This is a genomic window from Enterococcus sp. AZ050, from assembly GCF_051715085.1.
Lineage (GTDB): Bacteria > Bacillota > Bacilli > Lactobacillales > Enterococcaceae > Enterococcus > Enterococcus faecalis.
In genome coordinates this window covers 1,767,597-1,787,508 of the sequence record NZ_JBIOTC010000001.1, presented here as the reverse complement: position 1 = coordinate 1,787,508, position 19,912 = coordinate 1,767,597, and the positions used below count along the sequence as shown (strand labels likewise).

Below are 19,912 nucleotides of genomic sequence, written 5' to 3'. Positions count from 1 at the left end.
ACATGGTAGTAAATAAAGTAGGCAAAGACATTCCTCAATCTTATGCAGAGCAATACGGCATTTATGAAGGAGAATTAGCACACATTGATGCTTATCAAGAAGCGAGCCGAGCAATTAAACCAGTGAAACCTCGGGAGACAAAACTTTTAGGAAGTATTCGTGAAGCAATTGAAAAAACAGGTTTAAAAGATGGCATGACCATCTCTTTCCATCACCATTTCCGTGAAGGAGACTATGTGATGAATTTAGTTTTAGCCGAGATTGCCGCCATGGGGCTGAAAAACATTTCGATTGCACCTAGTTCAATTGCAAATGTTCATGAACCTCTGATCGAACACATTAAAAATGGAGTAGTCACCAACATTACTTCTTCTGGTTTGAGAGATAAAGTAGGCGCCGCTATTTCAGCAGGTATCATGGAAAATCCTGTGGTGATTCGTTCACATGGTGGCCGGGCACGGGCAGTAGCAGCAGGCGATATCCATATTGATGTAGCTTTCTTAGGTGCACCAAGTTCAGACGCTTATGGAAATGCGAATGGAACCAAAGGAAAAGCCACCTGTGGTTCTCTTGGATATGCGATGGTCGATGCAAAATATGCGGATCAAGTGGTCATCATTACTGACACATTAGTGCCATATCCTAATACCCCTATTAGTATTCCACAAACAGATGTTGATTATGTGGTAGAAATTGATGCAATTGGTGATCCAGATGGAATTGCCAAAGGCGCGACACGTTTTACAAAGAATCCTAAAGAATTATTGATTGCTGAATATGCCGCAAAAATAATTACACATTCTCCTTACTACAAAGAAGGCTTCTCATTCCAAACAGGAACAGGTGGCTCTTCACTAGCAGTTACGCGGTTCATGAGAGAACAAATGCTTAAAGATGGCATTAAAGCAAGTTTCGCTTTAGGCGGAATTACGAATGCAATGGTGGAACTTTTGGAAGAAGGTTTAGTAGAAAAAATTATTGACGTCCAAGACTTTGATCATCCATCAGCTATTTCTTTAGGAGAAAATGCCAATCATTATGAAATTGATGCCAATATGTATGCTTCACCGCTTAGCAAAGGGGCGGTTATTAATCAATTAGATACAGCTATTTTATCTGCTTTAGAAGTGGACACAGATTTTAATGTAAATGTCATTACTGGTTCAGATGGTGTCATCCGTGGTGCTTCTGGCGGACATTCCGATACAAGTATGGCTTGTAAAATGAGTCTAGTGATTGCACCACTTGTTCGTGGACGGATTCCAACAATCGTCGAGCAAGTAAATACAGTCGTTACACCAGGTACGAGTGTCGATGTCGTAGTAACAGAAGTCGGCATTGCAATCAATCCAAAAAGAACAGACTTAATTGATTGTTTTAAAACCTTAGATGTTCCTCAGTTTACGTTAGAAGAGTTGAAAGACAAAGCCTACAACATTGTTGGCACCCCGGAACCAATTAAATATGGAGACAAAGTTGTTGCGTTAATTGAATACCGAGATGGTAGTCTAATTGATGTGGTACGCAATGTTTAATGGGGAAAAAGTAACACTTTTAGAGATGTTGGATGCTCGCGAACAAAGAGCTGCCACACAGAAGGAGTTGTTAGAAACAGCACCAGAAGCTAGTCTCTTATCTGCCACAATGAATATTCCTGGAGAAGTAAAAAATTCGCCCACTTTAACGGCTGTTTTTTTAGAAGTAATTGACGAAGTCGAGCAACAATTGCTGGATCAAGTACCGATTGTTAATTTTTACCGGAATGAAAAAACAGGTCCTGAATATTATTTGGCGGTTTCGTTAGCCCCACAAGAATTAAAACAAAGAATGGTCAAAATTGAAGAAACACATCCTTATGGTCGTTTAGTGGACCTAGATGTTTTATGGGGAAATGAAGAACTAAAAAGCCTTCATCGAGGAGATTTAGGCTTGCCACCACGGCGCTGTTTTATTTGCCAAGAAGAGGCGAAAGTCTGTGGACGAAATCGACGTCACAGTCTTGAAGCAATGCAAGAAAAAATAACAGAAATAATTTTGACACGAAAGGAGCAGCCAAGTGAGTAAAAAAATTCGTTTTACAGAAACGGTGCTACGGGATGGGCAACAAAGTTTAATTGCAACACGGATGCCAACCTCAGATATGCTGCCGATTATTAAAACAATGGACGAGGCAGGATTTCATGCATTAGAAATGTGGGGCGGGGCAACGTTTGATTCCTGTGTCCGCTATTTAAACGAGGATCCTTGGGAACGTCTTCGCCAAATTCGCAAAGAAGTTAAAAATACCAAACTTCAAATGTTATTACGAGGACAAAATTTACTAGGATATCGTCATTACGCTGATGATGTGGTGCGGGCCTTTGTCGAAAAATCAGTTGAAAATGGGATTGATATTATTCGTATTTTCGATGCCTTGAATGATGTCCGTAATTTACAAACAGCAATTCAAACAACAAAAGAAGCTGGCGGACACTGTCAAGCAGCGATCTCTTATACCACGAGTGAAATTCATACCATCGATTACTTTGTAAAATTAGCCAAAGAATTGAGTCAAACAGGAGCGGATTCCATTTGTATTAAGGATATGGCAGGCGTTTTGACGCCACAAACGGGTTTTGAATTAGTGAGCAAAATGAAAGATGCCATTGATTTACCTTTAGAGGTGCATACGCATGCGACTAGTGGTATTTCTGAGATGACCTATTTAAAAGTTGCTGAAGCAGGTGCGGATATCATCGATACAGCTATCTCTTCTTTCGCTGGCGGTACGAGTCAACCAGCCACAGAATCTGTAGCCATTGCGTTAGAAGATTTAGGCTTTGAAACAGGTTTAAATATGGAAAAAGTAACAGAGATTGCTGACTATTTCAATCCGATTCGTGATCGTTTTAGAAGTGAAGGCATTTTAAACCCTAAAGTTAAAGATACGGAACCGAAAACCTTGATTTATCAAGTGCCTGGTGGTATGTTATCAAACTTATTAAGTCAATTAACGGAGCAAGGTTTACAAGACAAATATGAAGAAGTTTTAGCTGAAGTACCTAAAGTAAGAGCGGATTTAGGGTATCCACCACTAGTTACGCCGCTTTCACAAATGGTCGGAACACAAGCTTTAATGAATGTGATTTCTGGGGAAAGATATTCCTTAATACCGAATGAAATCAAAGATTATGTGCGCGGAGAATATGGCAAATCACCAGCACCTATCGCAGAAGAGATTAAGCAAAAAATCATTGGGGATGAAGAAGTAATTACTTGTCGACCAGCGGATTTATTGAAACCAGAGTTGCATAGTTTAGAAAAGGAAATCCAACAATACGCAAAATCTGAAGAGGATGTCCTATTATATGCGATGTTCCCACAACAAGGAAAAGACTTTTTAGGACGTCGTGAAGATCCTTTTTACGATGTACCGTTACAGAAAGTGACAGTCAAACTTGACTTGCCAGAATAGAACGGGCAAGTGCTCCGCAAATGTATAAAGAAGCAAGGGTTTGAGCGACGATAACGGTTGTTCAAACCCTTGCTTCATCAAATAGAAAAAAGGCAGCCCGTGAAAGGAAGTGACAATGTGTTAGAAGAAGTTCTAGCAATTCATCAAAAAAATATTGGTGTGCTAAGTCTTGAAGCAACAGAAGCGGTATTAAACCATCATGATTTAGCCAAAATGTATACACCTGGTGTCGCAGAATTGAGTTTAATGATTGCCCAAAATCATGAATTAGCGCGCGAGTGGACCATTAGTGGTAAGTTAATTGCGGTTATTACAGATGGGTCAGCTGTTCTGGGTCTCGGCAATATGGGCACGCAAGCGGGCTTGCCAATTGTTGAAGGCAAAGCTTTACTTTATAAAAATTTGGCGGGGGTCGATGCTATTCCTTTAGCACTGGAACAAAAATCAGTTGACGAGATGGTTCAAACAATTGAAAATTTACAAAATAGTTTTGCAGGAATCCATTTAGAAGATATTTCTGCACCAAAATGTTTTGAAATTGAAGAAAAACTTCAACAACGTTTGAACATTCCTGTGTATCATGATGACCAAGAAGGCACAGCCATTGTCGTTTTAGCTGGGCTAATCAACGCAGCCAAAATTAAAGGAAAACCTTTAAATCAATTGCGTGTGGTGATTAACGGAGTTGGTGCTTCTGGTGTAGCGACCGCTAAGTTATGTATTCAAGCGGGAATTACGCATCTTACCTTAGTAGATCGCCAAGGTGTTTTAAGAGAAGAAGACCCGACATTGAATCCTTACCAACGTGCTTTGCTTCGACAGGTAATAAAACCATCAGTAGAAAACAAAGATTTAGCCACCGCTGTCGTCAATCAGGACGTTTTTTTAGGCTTATCAGAAGCGGATGTGCTAACGCCAGCCCTGATTAAATCAATGAACCAAGACCCAATTATCTTTGCTTTAGCAAATCCTAAACCAGAAATTGAACCAGCCCTCGCCCAAGCCAATGGCGTCCGTTTATTAGCAACTGGTTCTTCCAAATATCCGAATCAAGTGAACAACATTTTAGCTTTTCCAGGTCTTTTTAAAGGGTTATTGGCAGCGAAAGGCAGAAAAGTCGATGTCGGTTTGCAAATGACAGTAGCACGAAGCTTGGCCGCTATGATTTCAGAACCCACAGCAGAAAAAGTCATACCTAATGTATTTGATGGCGGCGTAGTTGACACGGTTTTTAATGCTGTACTAGACTATATAAAACAAGAAAAGACCACGGCACAGAAGAAGGGACGTAAAAGGCAATGACAAAGCAAGCAAGGAGTAAATTAGCGCAGCAAGCACAATTGGCACTACTCTATGAAGTGACCTGTTTAAATAAACCAGGCTTGGTGGATCCAGTCGATGCAGGCGCCCATCAAGATATGGATGTTTTCACTTTTTTAGAAAGTAGTGTAGTTTTGACTCCTTATTTTGAAGCCTTCGTTCAAGCTGGGACAGAGCTACGTCATTTGCCGATTGAGGCAACATTTCGCGCGATTCGACAAGTTGGTTTAGAAGCAGAACGAGCGATGTTTGAGGCAACAGAAGGGATCAACACACATAAAGGAGCGATTTTTTCTCTAGGTATTTTTTTAGCTATCTGTGGTCGTCTAATGATTTGGGAGACCCCTTGCACCTTACAATTGTTTCAACAAACGCTTCAAACAATGACGCAAGACTTACTGGCCGACTTTGAAAACCTCGCTACGAATGAGCTAGAAAAACTAACTTGGGGTGAACGACTATTTGTTCAGCATGGCTTGACTGGAATCCGTGGTGAGGCGCAACAAGGCTATCCCGCTGTCTTTGAACAGGGAGTGCCTTATTATCAAAAACATCAAGGCACACAACAACAAAAACTCATTGATACGCTCCTTTATTTATCGCTCTATGTTGAGGATACGAATTTGATTAAACGAAGTCAAAATGTCCAAATTTTTGAAATATATCAACCGTTAATCCAGGAATATTTTGCTTTAGGGGGGATACAAACGTTACGGGGAACCCTTTGCTTAGAAAGATTGAATCACTTATTCAAAGAAAAAAATTGGAGTATTGGTGGCAGTGCAGATGCTTTAATTTTGGTGGTGTTTTTAGATAAACTAATGAAATTAAATTGGCTGACGCCTTAATTAAAAAGATAGTTACAACGCTGATTTGGTCAGTTATTTTGACCTTATATGCTTATGGAAAGGTCTCAAGAGAATTCAAGAAAGCGATTGACAAATACCACGAAACACAGTATATTTTATTACGAAATCATTCTTATCAGAGTATACAAATACGATGATAAACAGTTGAAGCGAATCTTGATTTGCTTTTCCTAAACCTGATTCTTTTAGAATCAGGTTTTTGTTTATCTAAAAGGCGGCATTCGTTCAAAAACGGCTGTCGTCTTTTTTTTATGAAATTTTTTTAATATAAAAAATTTCATAAAAAAAATCTTAAAAACAGAAAAAATTGTTATAGATTAGAGTCATTTTTTTGATGTAAAGTTTTTATGACTTATGTCTATAAAATTGATAAAAACAGTCAAAGAAGCAGAAAAAATAATAGTGGAATTTCTCAAAAAAATAAAAAAAATTTCCGTTATTTAATTATCGATTTATCAAACGATAAGTTATAATAAAATAATTTATTTATCTTTAATGATTGGGGAGAAACGTATAAACTTCCTCATTTTCCTCTCATTGTATAATAACTCACTAATGAATTAGTGAGTTTTTTAACATATTTAGGATGCTTGTTATCAAATGAATTTTTATATAAAAATTCACAGCATTATATTTTGAAAAGCTGAGGAAATGTACTAAACTGCAGGTGTTAAATCCATTTAAATCGCTAAAGGGGGAGATGAACAACTAGGGGAAGCTAATGATCTTGGTATTTATCGTTTATTTTAAAGAAAAGAGGGACGATCAGATGAAAAAGAAAATTGTTGAGGATTTTAATCGGAAAAGTCAGTATAAAAAATGGACAAAACGCAAGATGCTTAATTTAGCAATATCAAGTGGTTTATTATTTACGTCATTAGCAATCCCTGTAAGTATAGCTGTTACCTCTGGCACAATCAGTGCATCAGCAGCGGTCTTGGATATCGAACTATTATCAAATGTTACGTCAAATAATGACAGTGGCACTTCAACGAGTAATCGTTGGACAGCCGCAAACCAAAATCAACCAGTTAATTTCACGGTTTCTGGTGGCGCTTTAGCAGATGCTTCCGCTGTGTTTAGTGGACAAAAACAAGCGGTGTTAGTGGTTCCTCCTGAGTTAAGAGGAAATGTAGCTGCAGCAGGCAGCGCAGCAATCAATACCAACGTTACGATTGATCTTTCAAAAGTTACTTTTTTGACTGCCGTTTTGAATGCAGCCAATGATTTAACCAATGTCATTACTCAAATTACCAGTGGGGCTTTAGGGAATTTAACTGGTGTTGATATTGATTTGACGGAAGTGAATCGTCAATTGGAATTAGTTAATAACATTGAAAACTTAGGTGCTGCTTCATTTACAGCTCCGGAAACGTTAGCAGCTGACGGCTCATACATTAGTGCACCGATTAGTGATGGTTTAGGGTTAGTTTTAGCCCAAAATGTTTCAAACATCTTACAAGATTTGAATGCGGCAGTTCAAGCTTTGGAGGCAAAAGGTACCAGTATCCCAAGTAATCTTGTCGCCGCAGCTATAAATGCAGCCTTGCTTCCTGTCAAAGGCACGGTGAACGTGGCTGTTTCAGGTGCTTTGCCTTTATTAGCGGTTGGTGGTTCAGGCGTAAATGAGTTAGTGGATGCTTCTTTACTAGGCGCAACCACGGTTACTTTACCAACTACCGTTTCAACACCTCAAAATTTATCCAATAATTTAGATGCTCGTTTTGTAGGAACAGTCGTTCAAACAGATCTTTTAGACGTTAATTTATTAGCAACAGCAGACGGTGTATCCAACATTTATTTTGCTGCAGGCACTACTAGTGAAGTAACCGCACCAACAATCACAGGAGTAACAGGTAATTCAACGGCAGGTTACGAAGTTAAAGGAACTGCCGATGCCAATGCCACGGTTGAGATCCGAAATGCAGGAGGCACCGTAATAGGTACAGGTACCGCTGATGGGACAGGGGCATTTACAGTTACCGTTCCCGCAGGTGAAGCAGGTGCCAATGAAACGTTAACCGCCGTAGCGAAAAACGCCAGCGGCACAGAAAGTACGCCAACAACGTTCCAAACACCAGCGGATGAGACAACCGTAACCGCACCAACAATCACAGGAGTGACAGGTAATTCAACGGCAGGTTACGAGGTTAAAGGAACTGCTGATGCTAATGCCACGGTTGAGATCCGAAATGTAGGAGGCACCGTAATAGGTACAGGTACCGCTGATGGGACAGGGGCATTTACAGTTACCGTTCCCGCAGGTGAAGCAGGCGCCAATGAAACGTTAACCGCCGTAGCGAAAAACGCCAGCGGTACAGAAAGTACGCCAACAACGTTCCAAACGCCAGCGGATCCTAATACGCCCGTGGCGACGCCAATTGTTGAGACTGTAACAGGTAGTACAACAAAAGGCTATGAGGTCAAAGGGACTGCTGAAGTTGGCACCACCATTGAGGTTCGCGATGCAGCTGGCACGGTCCTTGGTACTGCAACAACTGGAACTGATGGAAAATATACAGTGACTTTAGCTCCAGGAAAAGCAACAGCAAATCAAACGCTGAGCGTTGTAGCGAAAAACGCTAGTGGCACGGAAAGTCAACCAGCAACGGCGACAACACCAGCTGATGTCACTGCACCAACAGTTGATAACATCACAGGCAACTCTGGTTCGGGTTATGAAATTACAGGAACAGCAGACCCTAACACAACAATCGAAGTTCGTGATCCAGCTGGGGCAGTCATTGGTACAGGTACCTCTGATGCGAATGGTGATTTTACTGTCACACTACCAACGGGAACGACCAATCCTGGGGATACGTTAACAGTGATTGGAAAGGATAACGCGGGAAATGAAAGTCAACCGACTGAAGTCCTTGTTCCTTCTGATGCCACGGTTACAGCACCAACTGTAACAGGAGTAACAGGTAATTCAGTTGCTGGTTATCAGGTGACAGGCACCGCTGATCCGAATGCTACCATCGAAATTCGTGATGCAGATGGGAACGTGATTGCAACAGGGACTGCCGATGGGACTGGTTCCTTTGCTGTGAACCTTCCAGCTGGGACGGCAAATGCGAATGAAACATTGACAGCGTTAGCCAAAGATCCTGCTGGCAATACAAGTACACCGACAACCTTCCAAACACCAGCAGATGAAGTAGTGGCACCGCCAAGTGTCGACAAAGTAACCGGGAATACAACACAAGGATATCAAGTGACAGGTACCGCTGAACTTGGCACCACCATTGAAGTTCGTGCAACAGACGGAACAGTTTTAGGCACCGCAACAACTGGACCGACTGGCCAATATACTGTGACGTTAGCTTCAGGAAAAGCAACAGCGAAACAAACAGTGAATGTAGTTGCTAAAAATGATACTGGACTTGAGAGTCAACCAACTACAGCTATGACACCCGCTGATGTTACCACACCAACAATTGGTGACATTACTGGAGATTCAACAACTGGTTATGAAATCACTGGGACGGCGGACCCTAATACCACCATTGAAGTACGTAACCCAGATGGAACAATTATTGGTACAACGACAACGGATGATCAAGGAAACTTTACTGTGGACCTTCCAGCGGGAGCCGCTAATCCTGGTGATACATTAACAGTTGTTGGAAAAGACGGTGACGGCAATGAAAGTCAACCAACGGAAGTGACGGTCCCTGAAGATGCAACCGTGGCAGCACCGACTGTGACGAATGTCACAGGAACAACTGCTACTGGGTATCAAGTAACTGGCACGGCAGAGCCAAATGTCACCATTGAGATTCACAATGAAGCAGGTTTAGTTATTGCTACGGGAACGACTGATGGTGCTGGCGCCTTTACAATCACTCTTCCGACGGGCACAGCAACAGCCAACGAAGCCTTAACTGCCATTGCAAAAGATGCTGCTGGGAAAGAAAGTAATCCGACTGCTTTCAAAACACCTGCTGATCCAGATGCACCAGTCGCGACACCTACTGTTGACAAAATCACTGGTAGCACGACAAAAGGCTATCAAGTAGTAGGAGCAGCAGAAGTTGGTACAACAGTTGAGGTGCGTGACGCCGATGGCACAGTCCTTGGCATGGCAACTACTGGAACTGATGGCAAATACACAGTGACTTTAGAGCCAGGGAAGGCCTCAGCTAACGAAACAATAACTGTCGTAGCGAAAAATGCAACAGGAAAAGAAAGTCAGCCAGCTACAGCAACTACACCAGCCGACTTAGCCACACCAACCATTGATTCTATTACCGGAAATTCTAGTAAAGGTTACGAAATCACTGGAACGGCGGAGCCAAAAACCACTATTGATGTCCGTGACGCAGACGGAACCATCATTGCTGCTACAACTGCTAACGAAACCGGCCAATATACGGTGACTCTACCAGCTGGCGTAGTGACACCAGGAGAAACGATTACGATTATTAGCAAAGATGGCGCAGGTAATGAAAGTCAACCAGCTACAGCCGTTATTCCAGCGGATGTTGTTTTAGCGGCGCCAACTATTACGAAGGTTGAAGGAAACAAAGCCAATGGCTATACAGTCACTGGAACTGCTGATCCAAATGTCACGGTTCAATTTTACAATAGCAGTGAACAACTATTGGCAAGTGGCAGTACAACTACTGGAGGCACCTTCTCCGTTCATATTGCAGCAGGGTTAGCAACAGAAAAAGAAACATTAACCGCACTAACCACAGATACACAAGGAAATGTGAGTCCTAAAACCACATTTATGACGCCGGCCGATATTACGGGAGAACCAGAGATTAAAATTGCGGCACCAACTGTTTCTTCAGTTTTAGGAACGTCTAAAGCCGGCTACCTCATCAAAGGAACAGCTGAACCAAACCGAATCATTCAAATTAGTAACCGACTATTAAGAAGTGTGATTGCTGTAGGTGCCACCGATGCTGAAGGCAACTTCGCTATCCAATTAACAGCGGGACAAGCGACTGCTCAACAAAGTTTACTTGCGACAGCTACCGATGGCGCAGGACATTACAGTACGGCTACAACCTTCATGACGCCAGCCGACCCAAAAAGTCCTGGAGGAGGCAATGGTAACACTGGCGGAAATAACGGCAATACAGGCGGCAACACAGGAAACAATGGCGCAACTGGCGGGAATAATGGAAATGGTTCAAACACAGGTTCAAATCCAAATGGAGGTTCTGGTTTAGGTACAACAGGTTCTGGCTTAGGTTCACTAGGCAATGGCCTCGGTACAAATGGTAGTGGCTACCACCCTAAACTAAGTACCATCAGTTATGGCACTGGAAATCACGGGAAAACAGGCTACTTACCTAGTACAGGTGAAAAAGAGTCCTCAGCCGTGACAACAAGTTTGTTTGGCGCCTTTGTCGCACTCCTTGCGAGCATGGGAATCATCAAACGCAAACGTAAAAACTAGCTCTCTCCTTTAATTCCTATAGATGAGAAAACGTATTGTTGAGAATTCCCCACTCAATGATACGTTTTCTCGTTCCATTTAATGAAGAAAAATTGCCAAATAGAATAAAATGTGCTATTCTATTTTCAGAAAATCGAAGGAACAAGCAGTGAAAGTGCTAAATCCAACCTGAATTTTTTAATGCAGGAGGAGTGGGCGCTTTTTTTGTTGTTATGAAGAAAGGAAGCTAATTATGCAATCAGCTACAATGGAATTTGATACAATTGCGGCGATTTCTACGCCGCCAGGTGAAGGTGCGATTAGTATTGTTCGTTTAAGTGGCGAGCAAGCAGTTGCTATTGCAAACAAAGTTTATCGGTCAGGCACTAAAGATTTAGCTAAAGTCCCCACGCACACGATTCATTATGGTCATATTGTTGATCCGCAAAACGATCAATTGATTGATGAAGTCATGCTTTCTGTGATGCGGGCACCGAAAACATTTACACGAGAAGACGTGGTAGAAATTAACTGTCATGGCGGCATTGTCGTGGTGAACCAACTACTGCAATTACTGTTACGTGAAGGCGCACGAATGGCCGAACCTGGGGAATTTACAAAACGTGCTTTTCTAAATGGCCGAATGGATCTTTCACAAGCAGAAGCAGTGATGGACTTAATCCGTGCTAAAACAGATAAAGCGATGAATGTTGCATTGAACCAATTGGATGGTAACTTGTCGGCGTTAATTCGTTCATTAAGACAAGAAATTTTAAATACTTTAGCACAAGTAGAAGTTAATATCGATTATCCAGAGTATGATGATGTCGAAGAATTAACCACGAAATTACTTTTAGAAAAAGCCGAATTTGTGAAAGCGCAGATTCAACAATTATTAACGACCGCTAAACAAGGAAAAATTTTGCGAGAAGGTCTAAGTACAGCAATTATTGGCCGACCAAATGTCGGGAAATCCAGTTTGTTAAACCATCTGTTACGAGAAGAAAAAGCTATCGTTACAGATATTGCTGGAACGACACGTGATGTCATTGAAGAATACGTTAACGTTCGCGGCGTTCCTTTAAAATTAATTGATACAGCGGGGATTCGCGAAACAGAAGACATTGTGGAACGAATTGGTGTCGAACGTAGCCGCAAAGCGTTAGCAGATTCGGATTTAATTTTGTTAGTCTTAAATCAAAGCGAAGAATTGACGGAGGAAGATCGTCAACTGTTGGAAGCAACGAAAGGCTTAAAACGCGTTATTCTTTTAAATAAAATGGACTTACCGACAAAACTGGATCCTAACGAATTACAAGAATTAGTCCCTGCAGAAGAAATTTTATCCGTTTCGGTGTTGTCAAACACAGGCTTAGACCAGTTAGAAGCGAAAATTGCTGATCTTTTCTTTGGCGGCCAAACAGGCGAAAAAGATGCTACCTATATTTCTAATACACGTCATATTGCTTTGCTAGATCAAGCAGCGCTTTCGTTACAAGAAGTGATTAACGGCATCGAAGCAGGTATGCCAGTCGATTTAGTTCAAATTGATATGACCCGTTGTTGGGATTATTTAGGGGAAATCGTCGGCGATAGTGTCCAAGATGAATTAATTACACAGTTATTTAGTCAATTTTGTTTAGGAAAATAAGACAAGAGAGGAATTTTTTATGAATCAATATCAAGCAGAATCATATGATGTTATTGTCGTCGGTGCTGGACATGCTGGCTCTGAAGCAGCCTTAGCAGCCGCACGAATGGGCGTTAAAACGTTACTTTTAACGATTAATTTAGATATGGTTGCTTTTATGCCATGTAACCCTTCTGTTGGTGGACCTGCCAAAGGAGTCGTTGTCCGAGAAATCGATGCATTAGGCGGCGAAATGGGTAAAAACATTGATAAAACCTACATCCAAATGCGGATGCTAAATACTGGTAAAGGTCCAGCAGTGCGTGCGTTGCGCGCGCAAGCTGACAAACATGCCTATGCGACAGAAATGAAACATACCATTGAAAAAGAAGAAAATTTAACCCTTCGTCAAGGGATTGTTGAAGAATTAATCGTGGAAGATGGCGTTTGTCGTGGTGTTGTAACTTCAACAGGTGCCGCATACCGTAGTCAAGCAGTGGTGATTACTGCCGGTACTGCCTTGCGTGGCGAAATTATTATTGGTGAATTAAAATATTCATCAGGACCAAACAATTCGCAACCTTCCGTTGGTTTAGCCAATCATTTAAAAGAATTAGGTTTAGAAATCGATCGCTTTAAAACAGGAACGCCGCCGCGAGTAAAATCAAGTACGATTGATTATTCTGTGACAGAGGAACAACCAGGCGATAAAGAACCCAACCACTTTAGTTACAGCACGCCAGATAGTGCCTACAATCAAAACCAAGAACCTTGTTGGTTAACTTATACGAATGAAACAACGCATGAAATTATTCAAAAAAATCTACACCGCGCCCCAATGTTTACTGGGATTGTGGAAGGTGTGGGCGCTCGGTATTGCCCATCCATCGAGGACAAAATTGTTCGTTTTGCAGACAAACCAAGACACCAATTGTTCTTGGAACCAGAAGGGTTGAATACCGAAGAAGTTTACGTCCAAGGCTTATCTACTTCTTTACCAGAAGATGTCCAAACAGAAATGCTTCATTCTATTGAAGGATTAGAAAAAGTAGAAATGATGCGTACAGGTTACGCCATTGAATACGATGTGGTAGTCCCTCACCAATTACGCCCAACATTAGAAACAAAGGTCATTGAAAATCTTTATACAGCAGGTCAAACGAACGGAACTAGTGGCTACGAAGAAGCTGCTGGTCAAGGCTTGATGGCAGGAATTAATGCTGCATTGAAAATTCAAGGCAAAGAGCCTCTTGTTTTAAAACGTAGTGACGGCTATATTGGCGTCATGATTGACGATTTAGTTACAAAAGGTACCAACGAACCTTATCGCTTATTAACGTCACGTGCGGAGTATCGTTTGATTTTACGACATGACAATGCGGACTTACGTTTAACAGAAATGGGTCATGAAATTGGCTTAGTCAAAGAAGAACAATATGCCGCCTATCTAGTCAAAAAAGCGGCTGTTGAAGCGGAAATTGCCCGCTTAGGCAAACATCGGATTAAACCAACCAAAGAAGTGCAAGCATTTTTGGAAACCAAAGGCGCTGCTGGCTTAAAAGACGGTATTTTAGCTAGAGATTTTCTGAAACGCCCAGAAATCAGTTATCAAGAAGTCGCTCAATTTATTCCCGCACCTGAAGAGGCGCTCGATCCGAAAGTGATTGAACAAGTAGAAATTCAAATCAAGTACGAAGGCTACATTAAAAAAGCCATGGAAAAAGTTGAGAAACTAAAACGCATGGAAGCAAAACGAATTCCAGAAAACATCGATTACCAAGCGATTAACGGCTTGGCTACAGAAGCAAAACAAAAACTACAAAAAATCCAACCAGAAACGATTGCCCAAGCAAGCCGTATCAGCGGTGTGAATCCCGCTGACATTAGCATTTTGATGGTCTACATCGAACAAGGAAAAATCGCGAAAGTGCAAGGATAATAAAAATTTGAAGCAGTTGCTTCTTCACGGATGATTGATTGTGAAGAAGCAACTGCTTTTTTGTTTTGAATTAGTCTACTTTTTTTTCTAAACTGCAAAAAAAGACTGTCTTAAATAATTTCACAAACTGACCTATACTGAAAGCGCAAACAAATGATAGGAGTGGAACAAATGACAGATTGGTTAGGAATTAAAGGAAAAGTAGTGATTGTTACAGGAGGCTCATCTGGTATTGGTCGCAGCATTGTTGAAAGCTTGTTAGCGCAAGAGGTCTATGTCGCTAATTTTGATATTTCAGCATCAGAAACGCAACATGAGCATTTACTCTTTGTGAAAGTCGATGTAACTTCTCGAGCAGAAGTAGAAGCGGGTGTCGCTCAAGTGGTGGAAAAATTTGGAACCGTAGATGGCCTAGTAAATAACGCCGGAATCAATATTCCTCGTTTGTTGGTGGATAAAAATCATCCTCATGGGCCTTATGAATTATCGGATGAGGTATTCGACAAAATTGTAGCCATCAATCAAAAAGGGCTCTACCTAATGAGCCAAGCAGTGGGCCGGATTCTTGTACAAAAACAAGCAGGTGTCATTATTAATATGTCTTCAGAAGCTGGATTAGAAGGCTCCGAAGGGCAAAGCGCCTACGCTGCAACGAAAGCAGCGGTCAGCAGTTATACACGTTCATGGGCTAAAGAGTTAGGAAAATCAAACGTCCGTGTCGTGGGGATTGCGCCAGGCATTATGGAAGAAACGGGCTTGCGCACTTTAGCATACGAAGAAGCATTGGCTTATACACGAAACATTTCTGTGGAGCAATTGCGAGCAGGTTATTCAAAAACAAGTACGATTCCATTAGGTCGTAGCGGAAAACTCCATGAAGTCGCTGACTTAGTATGCTATTATTTATCAGACCGTTCAAGCTATATTACAGGCATCACCACAAACGTAGCTGGAGGTAAAACAAGAGGATAGAGGTGGGAAAACTAAATGACGCTAGTAAATAGATGGTACCAAGTAATAAAATTACTAGTTGATCACAAAGGAATGAGCTTACAGGAATTGCAAGAAAAATTAGCCGCAAGTCCTCAAACAGTTCGTAAAAACATTGATACATTGAATGATGAATTAATCGGTATCGCCCAAATTATTCAGAAGGAAAATCTCTTTCAGTTAGAAATCAATAACTTTGAAGGTTTTGAAGAGGTTTTGTCTGGACGGCTAAAAAGGGAATCTGATTTTAATTCTTCAAGCAAGCGTGTTTCCTACATTATCAAACGATTAATAGAAGAAGATCAATTTATTTCAACTTATGATTTATCCGAAGAAATCGCCGTTAGTCGCGGCACAGTTAATAAAGACATTAAGCGCATGAAAGAGCTGATTGCTCCTTGGCAGGTTGCGGTTGTAGGTACGCCAAACCGTGGCATTCATTTAGAAGGAAAAGAGTTTGATTTACGCTTACTTCATGTGAATTACGTCCAAGAATATTTTGAAGAACAGTTTCTTCATGAAACTACCAAACAAATGATACAAAAAATAATCAAAGAAACAAGACTAGCAAAACAAGATAGTTTTCTTTTACGAAGAGTGGTTTCAATTGTTTTGCAGCGTGTTTTAGCTGGAAAACTCATTACGGAACTACCACCAGAATATGTTGATTATGTTCGTCATAACGAGCAGATTGAAGAACTGATGTATCACTTGGAAATAACCTATAATGTAACGTTAAGCCAATGGGAACGTTCCTTTATCAGCTTTCCTTTTAACATCAACACAAACCATATTCGTAATTCTTTATTGGCTGATGAAGGACTCTTAGCTGACTATTTTCAAAAAATGATGAAAAAAATTCATCATTCAGTTGTTGTTGAATTTGATGAGGACTTCTTGTTTTCAGAAATGAAAGATCATTTAAGAAACGTGATGAATCGACTCGTTTTTCATGTGGAATGTCACGATTTATTTTACGGAGAAATTGAACGACAATATCCTTTGGCCTATGAATTAGCCAAGATTGGCTTGCAAGAATTGGGCCGTTTGTTAAATCGTTGTGTGCCGACGGTTGAATTTGGGTATCTCGCTTTGTATTTTGAGCTAGCATTGAGAGGGAACTATGAAGCGGGAGCCAAAAAAGAAATCGCTGTAATCTGCAGTACAGGTCATGGAACGGCCTTGATCATTCAGCGGCAATTGGAAAAAGTTTTGGGTCCAGACGTCCAGATTGCCCATTTTTCTGAAGAAGAGGCAGAGAGAAGAGAATTGAATCAATATTTTGCTATTTTTACAACCATTCCCTTAAAAAATATTCGACCACAAACACCGATGATCCATTTAACTAATTTATTTAACGATACTTGGCTCAGAAATGAGTGGCAGAGAGCAAAAGAAATTCGTTCCGTGGAATCTCAAAATATTCATATGACCTATCAATTATTAGAGAATACTCAAGGTTACCGAGCGAATATCCAGAAAATGATTGCTGATTTAGAAGCAGAAAAATTAGTAGATCCCCAATTTATCGAACGAATTTTTACTAGAGAAGATCAACAAACAACTATTTTTGAATCGGGGATTGCCTTTCCCCATACAATTAATCAAGCCTTACCAACGATTATTTTATCGATTGGGGTTTTTGAAGAATCACTGGTTACACCAGAAGGTAAAGTTGATGTTATTTTGCTGTTGGGTATTCCAGAAGAGCTGACGGCCACTGTTGAAGCAGAGTTACTACAACTATATGACCGCTTGTTTACAATCGCAGGAGACGAACGTTTACGTAATGAGTTACGGAAGCAACGAGATGTTTTAGCGGTTAAAGAGTGGATGCAAAGGAAGGGGATTATCATATGAGTTTTATCTACGTATTCGGGGCGCTTTTTTTAACAGCTTACTTCGTTCAGATAGCTATGGGAATGAAACAGATTAAACACTTTAATCAAAACTACCAAGAATTGCGACAATTAGGGAAAGTCGCGATTGGTCGACGTGCAGGGAAGTTAAAAGCAGGCACGATTATCTTGTTTGCTGTGGATTCACAAGGGAAAATCTTAGCCGCTAGAAAGATGCAAGGTGTCACTGTTCTAGCTAAATTTCATCCCTTACCTCAGTACGTGAACGAGGATATTCATTATATGGATCATTACCATCCACTCGTACAAAAGGAAAATAAATTAACCCAACAAGCGATGGAAAATGCACGAGAAATTTACTTACGTGTTGAGCTTGGCAATTATCAAGAAACACAACCATTAACGCCGCTTAATGGAGCCAAAATTCAATGGCAATTATGGAAAAATAAAGTACAAACAAAATTGAAAGGAAGTGTCGAGTAATGTCTTATATTACAAAATTTGCGGAAGGATTTATGCACCTTTTCCAAACAGGAGCAGAAACATTTATTTCTTGGATGACAGGCATCGTACCTGTTGTTTTGATGTTAATGGTAGCTATGAATACTTTAATTGCTTTTCTAGGAGAAGAAAGAGTAACCAAAGTAGCCAAACTTTCTGCCAAAAATCCTGTTACGCGGTATTTAGTGCTGCCTTTTTTATCCGCTTTTATGTTAGGCAATCCAATGTCCTTTACGATGGCTCGATTTTTACCAGAATACTATAAACCTAGCTATTATGCTGCACAAGCGCAATTTTGTCATACCAGTAATGGAGTTTTTCCTCATATTAATCCTGGTGAATTGTTCGTTTGGTTAGGGATTGCGCAAGGGATTGATACGTTAGGACTAAATTCGATGGACCTAGCGATTCGCTATATGTTTGTAGGGATATTAATGAATTTTATTGGCGGTTGGGTTACCGATTTCACTACCGCCTATGTTTGCAAACAACAAGGAATTACCCTTAGTAAAACAGTAGAGATTGCTGTGGATTAGAAAGGAGCAAGGTGAGATGACGTACAATAGTATTAAGGTAGTTAAAGGAAATGGCGGTTATGGTGGGCCCTTAGTGATTACACCGACAGAAGAAAAACATAAATTTATTTACATTACAGGTGGCGGCGAGAAACCCGCAATTGTTGATAAAATCGTAGAATTGACAGGAATGGAAGCGGTCAATGGTTTTAAGACATCGATTCCAGATGATGAAATCGCATTAGCCATTATTGATTGTGGAGGCACTCTTCGTTGCGGGATTTATCCTAAAAAAGGAATTCCTACTATTAACGTTGTTCCAACTGGCAAAAGTGGTCCCTTAGCACAATACATTAATGAGACAATTTATGTTTCCGCTGTAGGCCCGAAACAGATTACATTGACATCAGAAGAAGCTGCTGCTGATACAGAAAAGCCCACCTCGAAAAAAACAGAATTTAAATATGATACAAGTAAAAAAATTACTGAACAAAAAGCGGAACAACAAAGTTTTGTTGCGAAAATTGGTATGGGTGCAGGAAAAGTTGTAGCGACATTCAACCAATCAGCCCGTGAAGGCGTACAAACGATGATCAACACAGTGATTCCGTTTATGGCATTTGTTTCTTTATTAATTGGTGTGATCCAAGGTTCAGGAATTGGTGAATTTTTTGCCAATATCATGGCGCCCTTAGCAGGAAACATTGTGGGGTTAACAATTATTGGTTTTATTTGTTCTCTGCCGTTTCTTTCTCCTTTATTAGGTCCTGGAGCAGTAATCAGCCAAGTAATTGGTACGTTAATTGGTGTGGAAATTGGGAAAGGCAACATTCCGCCACAACTAGCTCTACCAGCATTGTTTGCTATTAATACACAAAACGCGTGCGACTTTATTCCCGTGGGCTTAGGCTTGGAAGAAGCTGAAGCCGAAACCGTTGAAGTCGGGGTCCCTTCTGTTTTATATTCTCGTTTCTTAAATGGTGCCCCTCGAGTACTAGTTGCTTGGTTAGCAAGTTTTGGATTGTATAGTTAAAAAATTTTTTTGGAGGATGGGAAATGTCAGTATTTACAACAAAGGTTCAGTCTATTGGACCAGAAGCCGAATTATTTAAAGAAGAAAAAATGGTCATCTTATTTGGAAAAGATGCACCAGATGCTTTAGCAGATTATTGTTATAACATTGAGGTTCAGCCAGTCACAGAAGCGATTACGGACAAGCAAACGTTAGTGATTGATGAACAAACTTACCAGATTACCGCTGTAGGCGAGGTAGTATTAACTAATTTAGACACATTGGGTCACATTACTATTAAATTTGATGGCGCAACAACACCTGAATTACCAGGTACATTATATGTTGAAGAAAAAGCTATTCCTGAAATAACTGTTGGTACAACAATCACTATTCTATAATTATCGTTTAAGGGAGGAACGTAAAAG

14 protein-coding genes are annotated in these 19,912 nt (G+C 40.7%); all 14 read left to right on the top strand.

Annotation, left to right across the window (positions count from 1 at the left end; genetic code table 11):
- The first annotated feature begins 2 nt into the window (after positions 1-2).
- A complete protein-coding gene (citF, locus tag IGJ04_RS08635) occupies positions 3-1,535 on the top strand; it encodes a citrate lyase subunit alpha (protein ID WP_002355996.1) in 1,533 nt (510 codons plus the stop codon).
- Positions 1,528-2,064, top strand: a complete 537-nt coding sequence (gene citX, locus IGJ04_RS08630; protein ID WP_002390266.1) for a citrate lyase holo-[acyl-carrier protein] synthase — start codon at positions 1,528-1,530, stop codon at positions 2,062-2,064. The genes citF and citX overlap by 8 nt, the downstream gene beginning before the upstream one ends.
- Complete coding sequence (locus IGJ04_RS08625; RefSeq protein ID WP_002355994.1) at positions 2,057-3,454, top strand: oxaloacetate decarboxylase subunit alpha; 1,398 nt, start codon at positions 2,057-2,059, stop codon at positions 3,452-3,454. Before citX ends, IGJ04_RS08625 begins: the two co-directional genes overlap by 8 nt.
- 117 nt (positions 3,455-3,571) lie before the next feature.
- A complete protein-coding gene (locus tag IGJ04_RS08620) occupies positions 3,572-4,756 on the top strand; it encodes an NAD(P)-dependent malic enzyme (protein WP_438840123.1) in 1,185 nt (394 codons plus the stop codon).
- Positions 4,753-5,622 carry a triphosphoribosyl-dephospho-CoA synthase CitG gene (gene citG, locus IGJ04_RS08615; RefSeq protein ID WP_438840122.1) on the top strand — a complete coding sequence of 290 codons (870 nt, stop codon included), beginning with the start codon at positions 4,753-4,755 and terminating at the stop codon, positions 5,620-5,622. The genes IGJ04_RS08620 and citG overlap by 4 nt, the downstream gene beginning before the upstream one ends.
- Before the next feature lie 742 nt (positions 5,623-6,364).
- Positions 6,365-11,059: an Ig-like domain-containing protein gene (locus IGJ04_RS08610; protein ID WP_438840121.1), complete on the top strand. Its 4,695-nt coding sequence runs from the start codon at positions 6,365-6,367 to the stop codon at positions 11,057-11,059.
- Positions 11,060-11,291: 232 nt separating this feature from the next.
- A complete protein-coding gene (gene mnmE / locus IGJ04_RS08605) occupies positions 11,292-12,689 on the top strand; it encodes a tRNA uridine-5-carboxymethylaminomethyl(34) synthesis GTPase MnmE (RefSeq protein WP_002355989.1) in 1,398 nt (465 codons plus the stop codon).
- A 19-nt stretch (positions 12,690-12,708) separates the two neighbouring features.
- Positions 12,709-14,607 carry a tRNA uridine-5-carboxymethylaminomethyl(34) synthesis enzyme MnmG gene (gene mnmG, locus IGJ04_RS08600; protein WP_002355988.1) on the top strand — a complete coding sequence of 633 codons (1,899 nt, stop codon included), beginning with the start codon at positions 12,709-12,711 and terminating at the stop codon, positions 14,605-14,607.
- A 171-nt stretch (positions 14,608-14,778) separates the two neighbouring features.
- Complete coding sequence (locus IGJ04_RS08595) at positions 14,779-15,579, top strand: SDR family oxidoreductase (protein ID WP_002355987.1); 801 nt, start codon at positions 14,779-14,781, stop codon at positions 15,577-15,579.
- A gap of 15 nt (positions 15,580-15,594) precedes the next feature.
- Positions 15,595-17,457 (top strand): BglG family transcription antiterminator, encoded by a 1,863-nt coding sequence (locus IGJ04_RS08590; protein WP_438840120.1) that lies wholly within the window; start codon positions 15,595-15,597, stop codon positions 17,455-17,457.
- Positions 17,454-17,939 carry a transcriptional regulator GutM gene (locus IGJ04_RS08585; RefSeq protein ID WP_002355985.1) on the top strand — a complete coding sequence of 162 codons (486 nt, stop codon included), beginning with the start codon at positions 17,454-17,456 and terminating at the stop codon, positions 17,937-17,939. Before IGJ04_RS08590 ends, IGJ04_RS08585 begins: the two co-directional genes overlap by 4 nt.
- On the top strand, positions 17,939-18,493 hold the full coding sequence (gene srlA, locus IGJ04_RS08580; protein WP_002355983.1) for a PTS glucitol/sorbitol transporter subunit IIC: 555 nt from the start codon (positions 17,939-17,941) through the stop codon (positions 18,491-18,493). The genes IGJ04_RS08585 and srlA overlap by 1 nt, the downstream gene beginning before the upstream one ends.
- Positions 18,494-18,509: 16 nt before the next feature.
- Complete coding sequence (srlE, locus tag IGJ04_RS08575; protein ID WP_002355982.1) at positions 18,510-19,505, top strand: PTS glucitol/sorbitol transporter subunit IIB; 996 nt, start codon at positions 18,510-18,512, stop codon at positions 19,503-19,505.
- A gap of 23 nt (positions 19,506-19,528) precedes the next feature.
- Positions 19,529-19,885, top strand: a complete 357-nt coding sequence (locus IGJ04_RS08570; protein ID WP_002355981.1) for a PTS glucitol/sorbitol transporter subunit IIA — start codon at positions 19,529-19,531, stop codon at positions 19,883-19,885.
- Positions 19,886-19,912 lie beyond the last annotated feature (27 nt).

Bases quoted from the DNA above. Each gene is read 5' to 3' on its own strand.
- citF (WP_002355996.1), top strand. From the start codon at position 3: ATGGTAGTAAATAAAGTAGGCAAAGACATTCCTCAATCTTATGCAGAG.
- srlA (WP_002355983.1), top strand. From the start codon at position 17,939: ATGTCTTATATTACAAAATTTGCGGAAGGATTTATGCACCTTTTCCAA.
- IGJ04_RS08570 (WP_002355981.1), top strand. From the start codon at position 19,529: ATGTCAGTATTTACAACAAAGGTTCAGTCTATTGGACCAGAAGCCGAA.
- IGJ04_RS08595 (WP_002355987.1), top strand. From the start codon at position 14,779: ATGACAGATTGGTTAGGAATTAAAGGAAAAGTAGTGATTGTTACAGGA.
- mnmE (WP_002355989.1), top strand. From the start codon at position 11,292: ATGCAATCAGCTACAATGGAATTTGATACAATTGCGGCGATTTCTACG.
- IGJ04_RS08585 (WP_002355985.1), top strand. From the start codon at position 17,454: ATGAGTTTTATCTACGTATTCGGGGCGCTTTTTTTAACAGCTTACTTC.
- IGJ04_RS08610 (WP_438840121.1), top strand. From the start codon at position 6,365: ATGATCTTGGTATTTATCGTTTATTTTAAAGAAAAGAGGGACGATCAG.
- citG (WP_438840122.1), top strand. From the start codon at position 4,753: ATGACAAAGCAAGCAAGGAGTAAATTAGCGCAGCAAGCACAATTGGCA.
- srlE (WP_002355982.1), top strand. From the start codon at position 18,510: ATGACGTACAATAGTATTAAGGTAGTTAAAGGAAATGGCGGTTATGGT.
- IGJ04_RS08590 (WP_438840120.1), top strand. From the start codon at position 15,595: ATGACGCTAGTAAATAGATGGTACCAAGTAATAAAATTACTAGTTGAT.
- citX (WP_002390266.1), top strand. From the start codon at position 1,528: ATGTTTAATGGGGAAAAAGTAACACTTTTAGAGATGTTGGATGCTCGC.
- mnmG (WP_002355988.1), top strand. From the start codon at position 12,709: ATGAATCAATATCAAGCAGAATCATATGATGTTATTGTCGTCGGTGCT.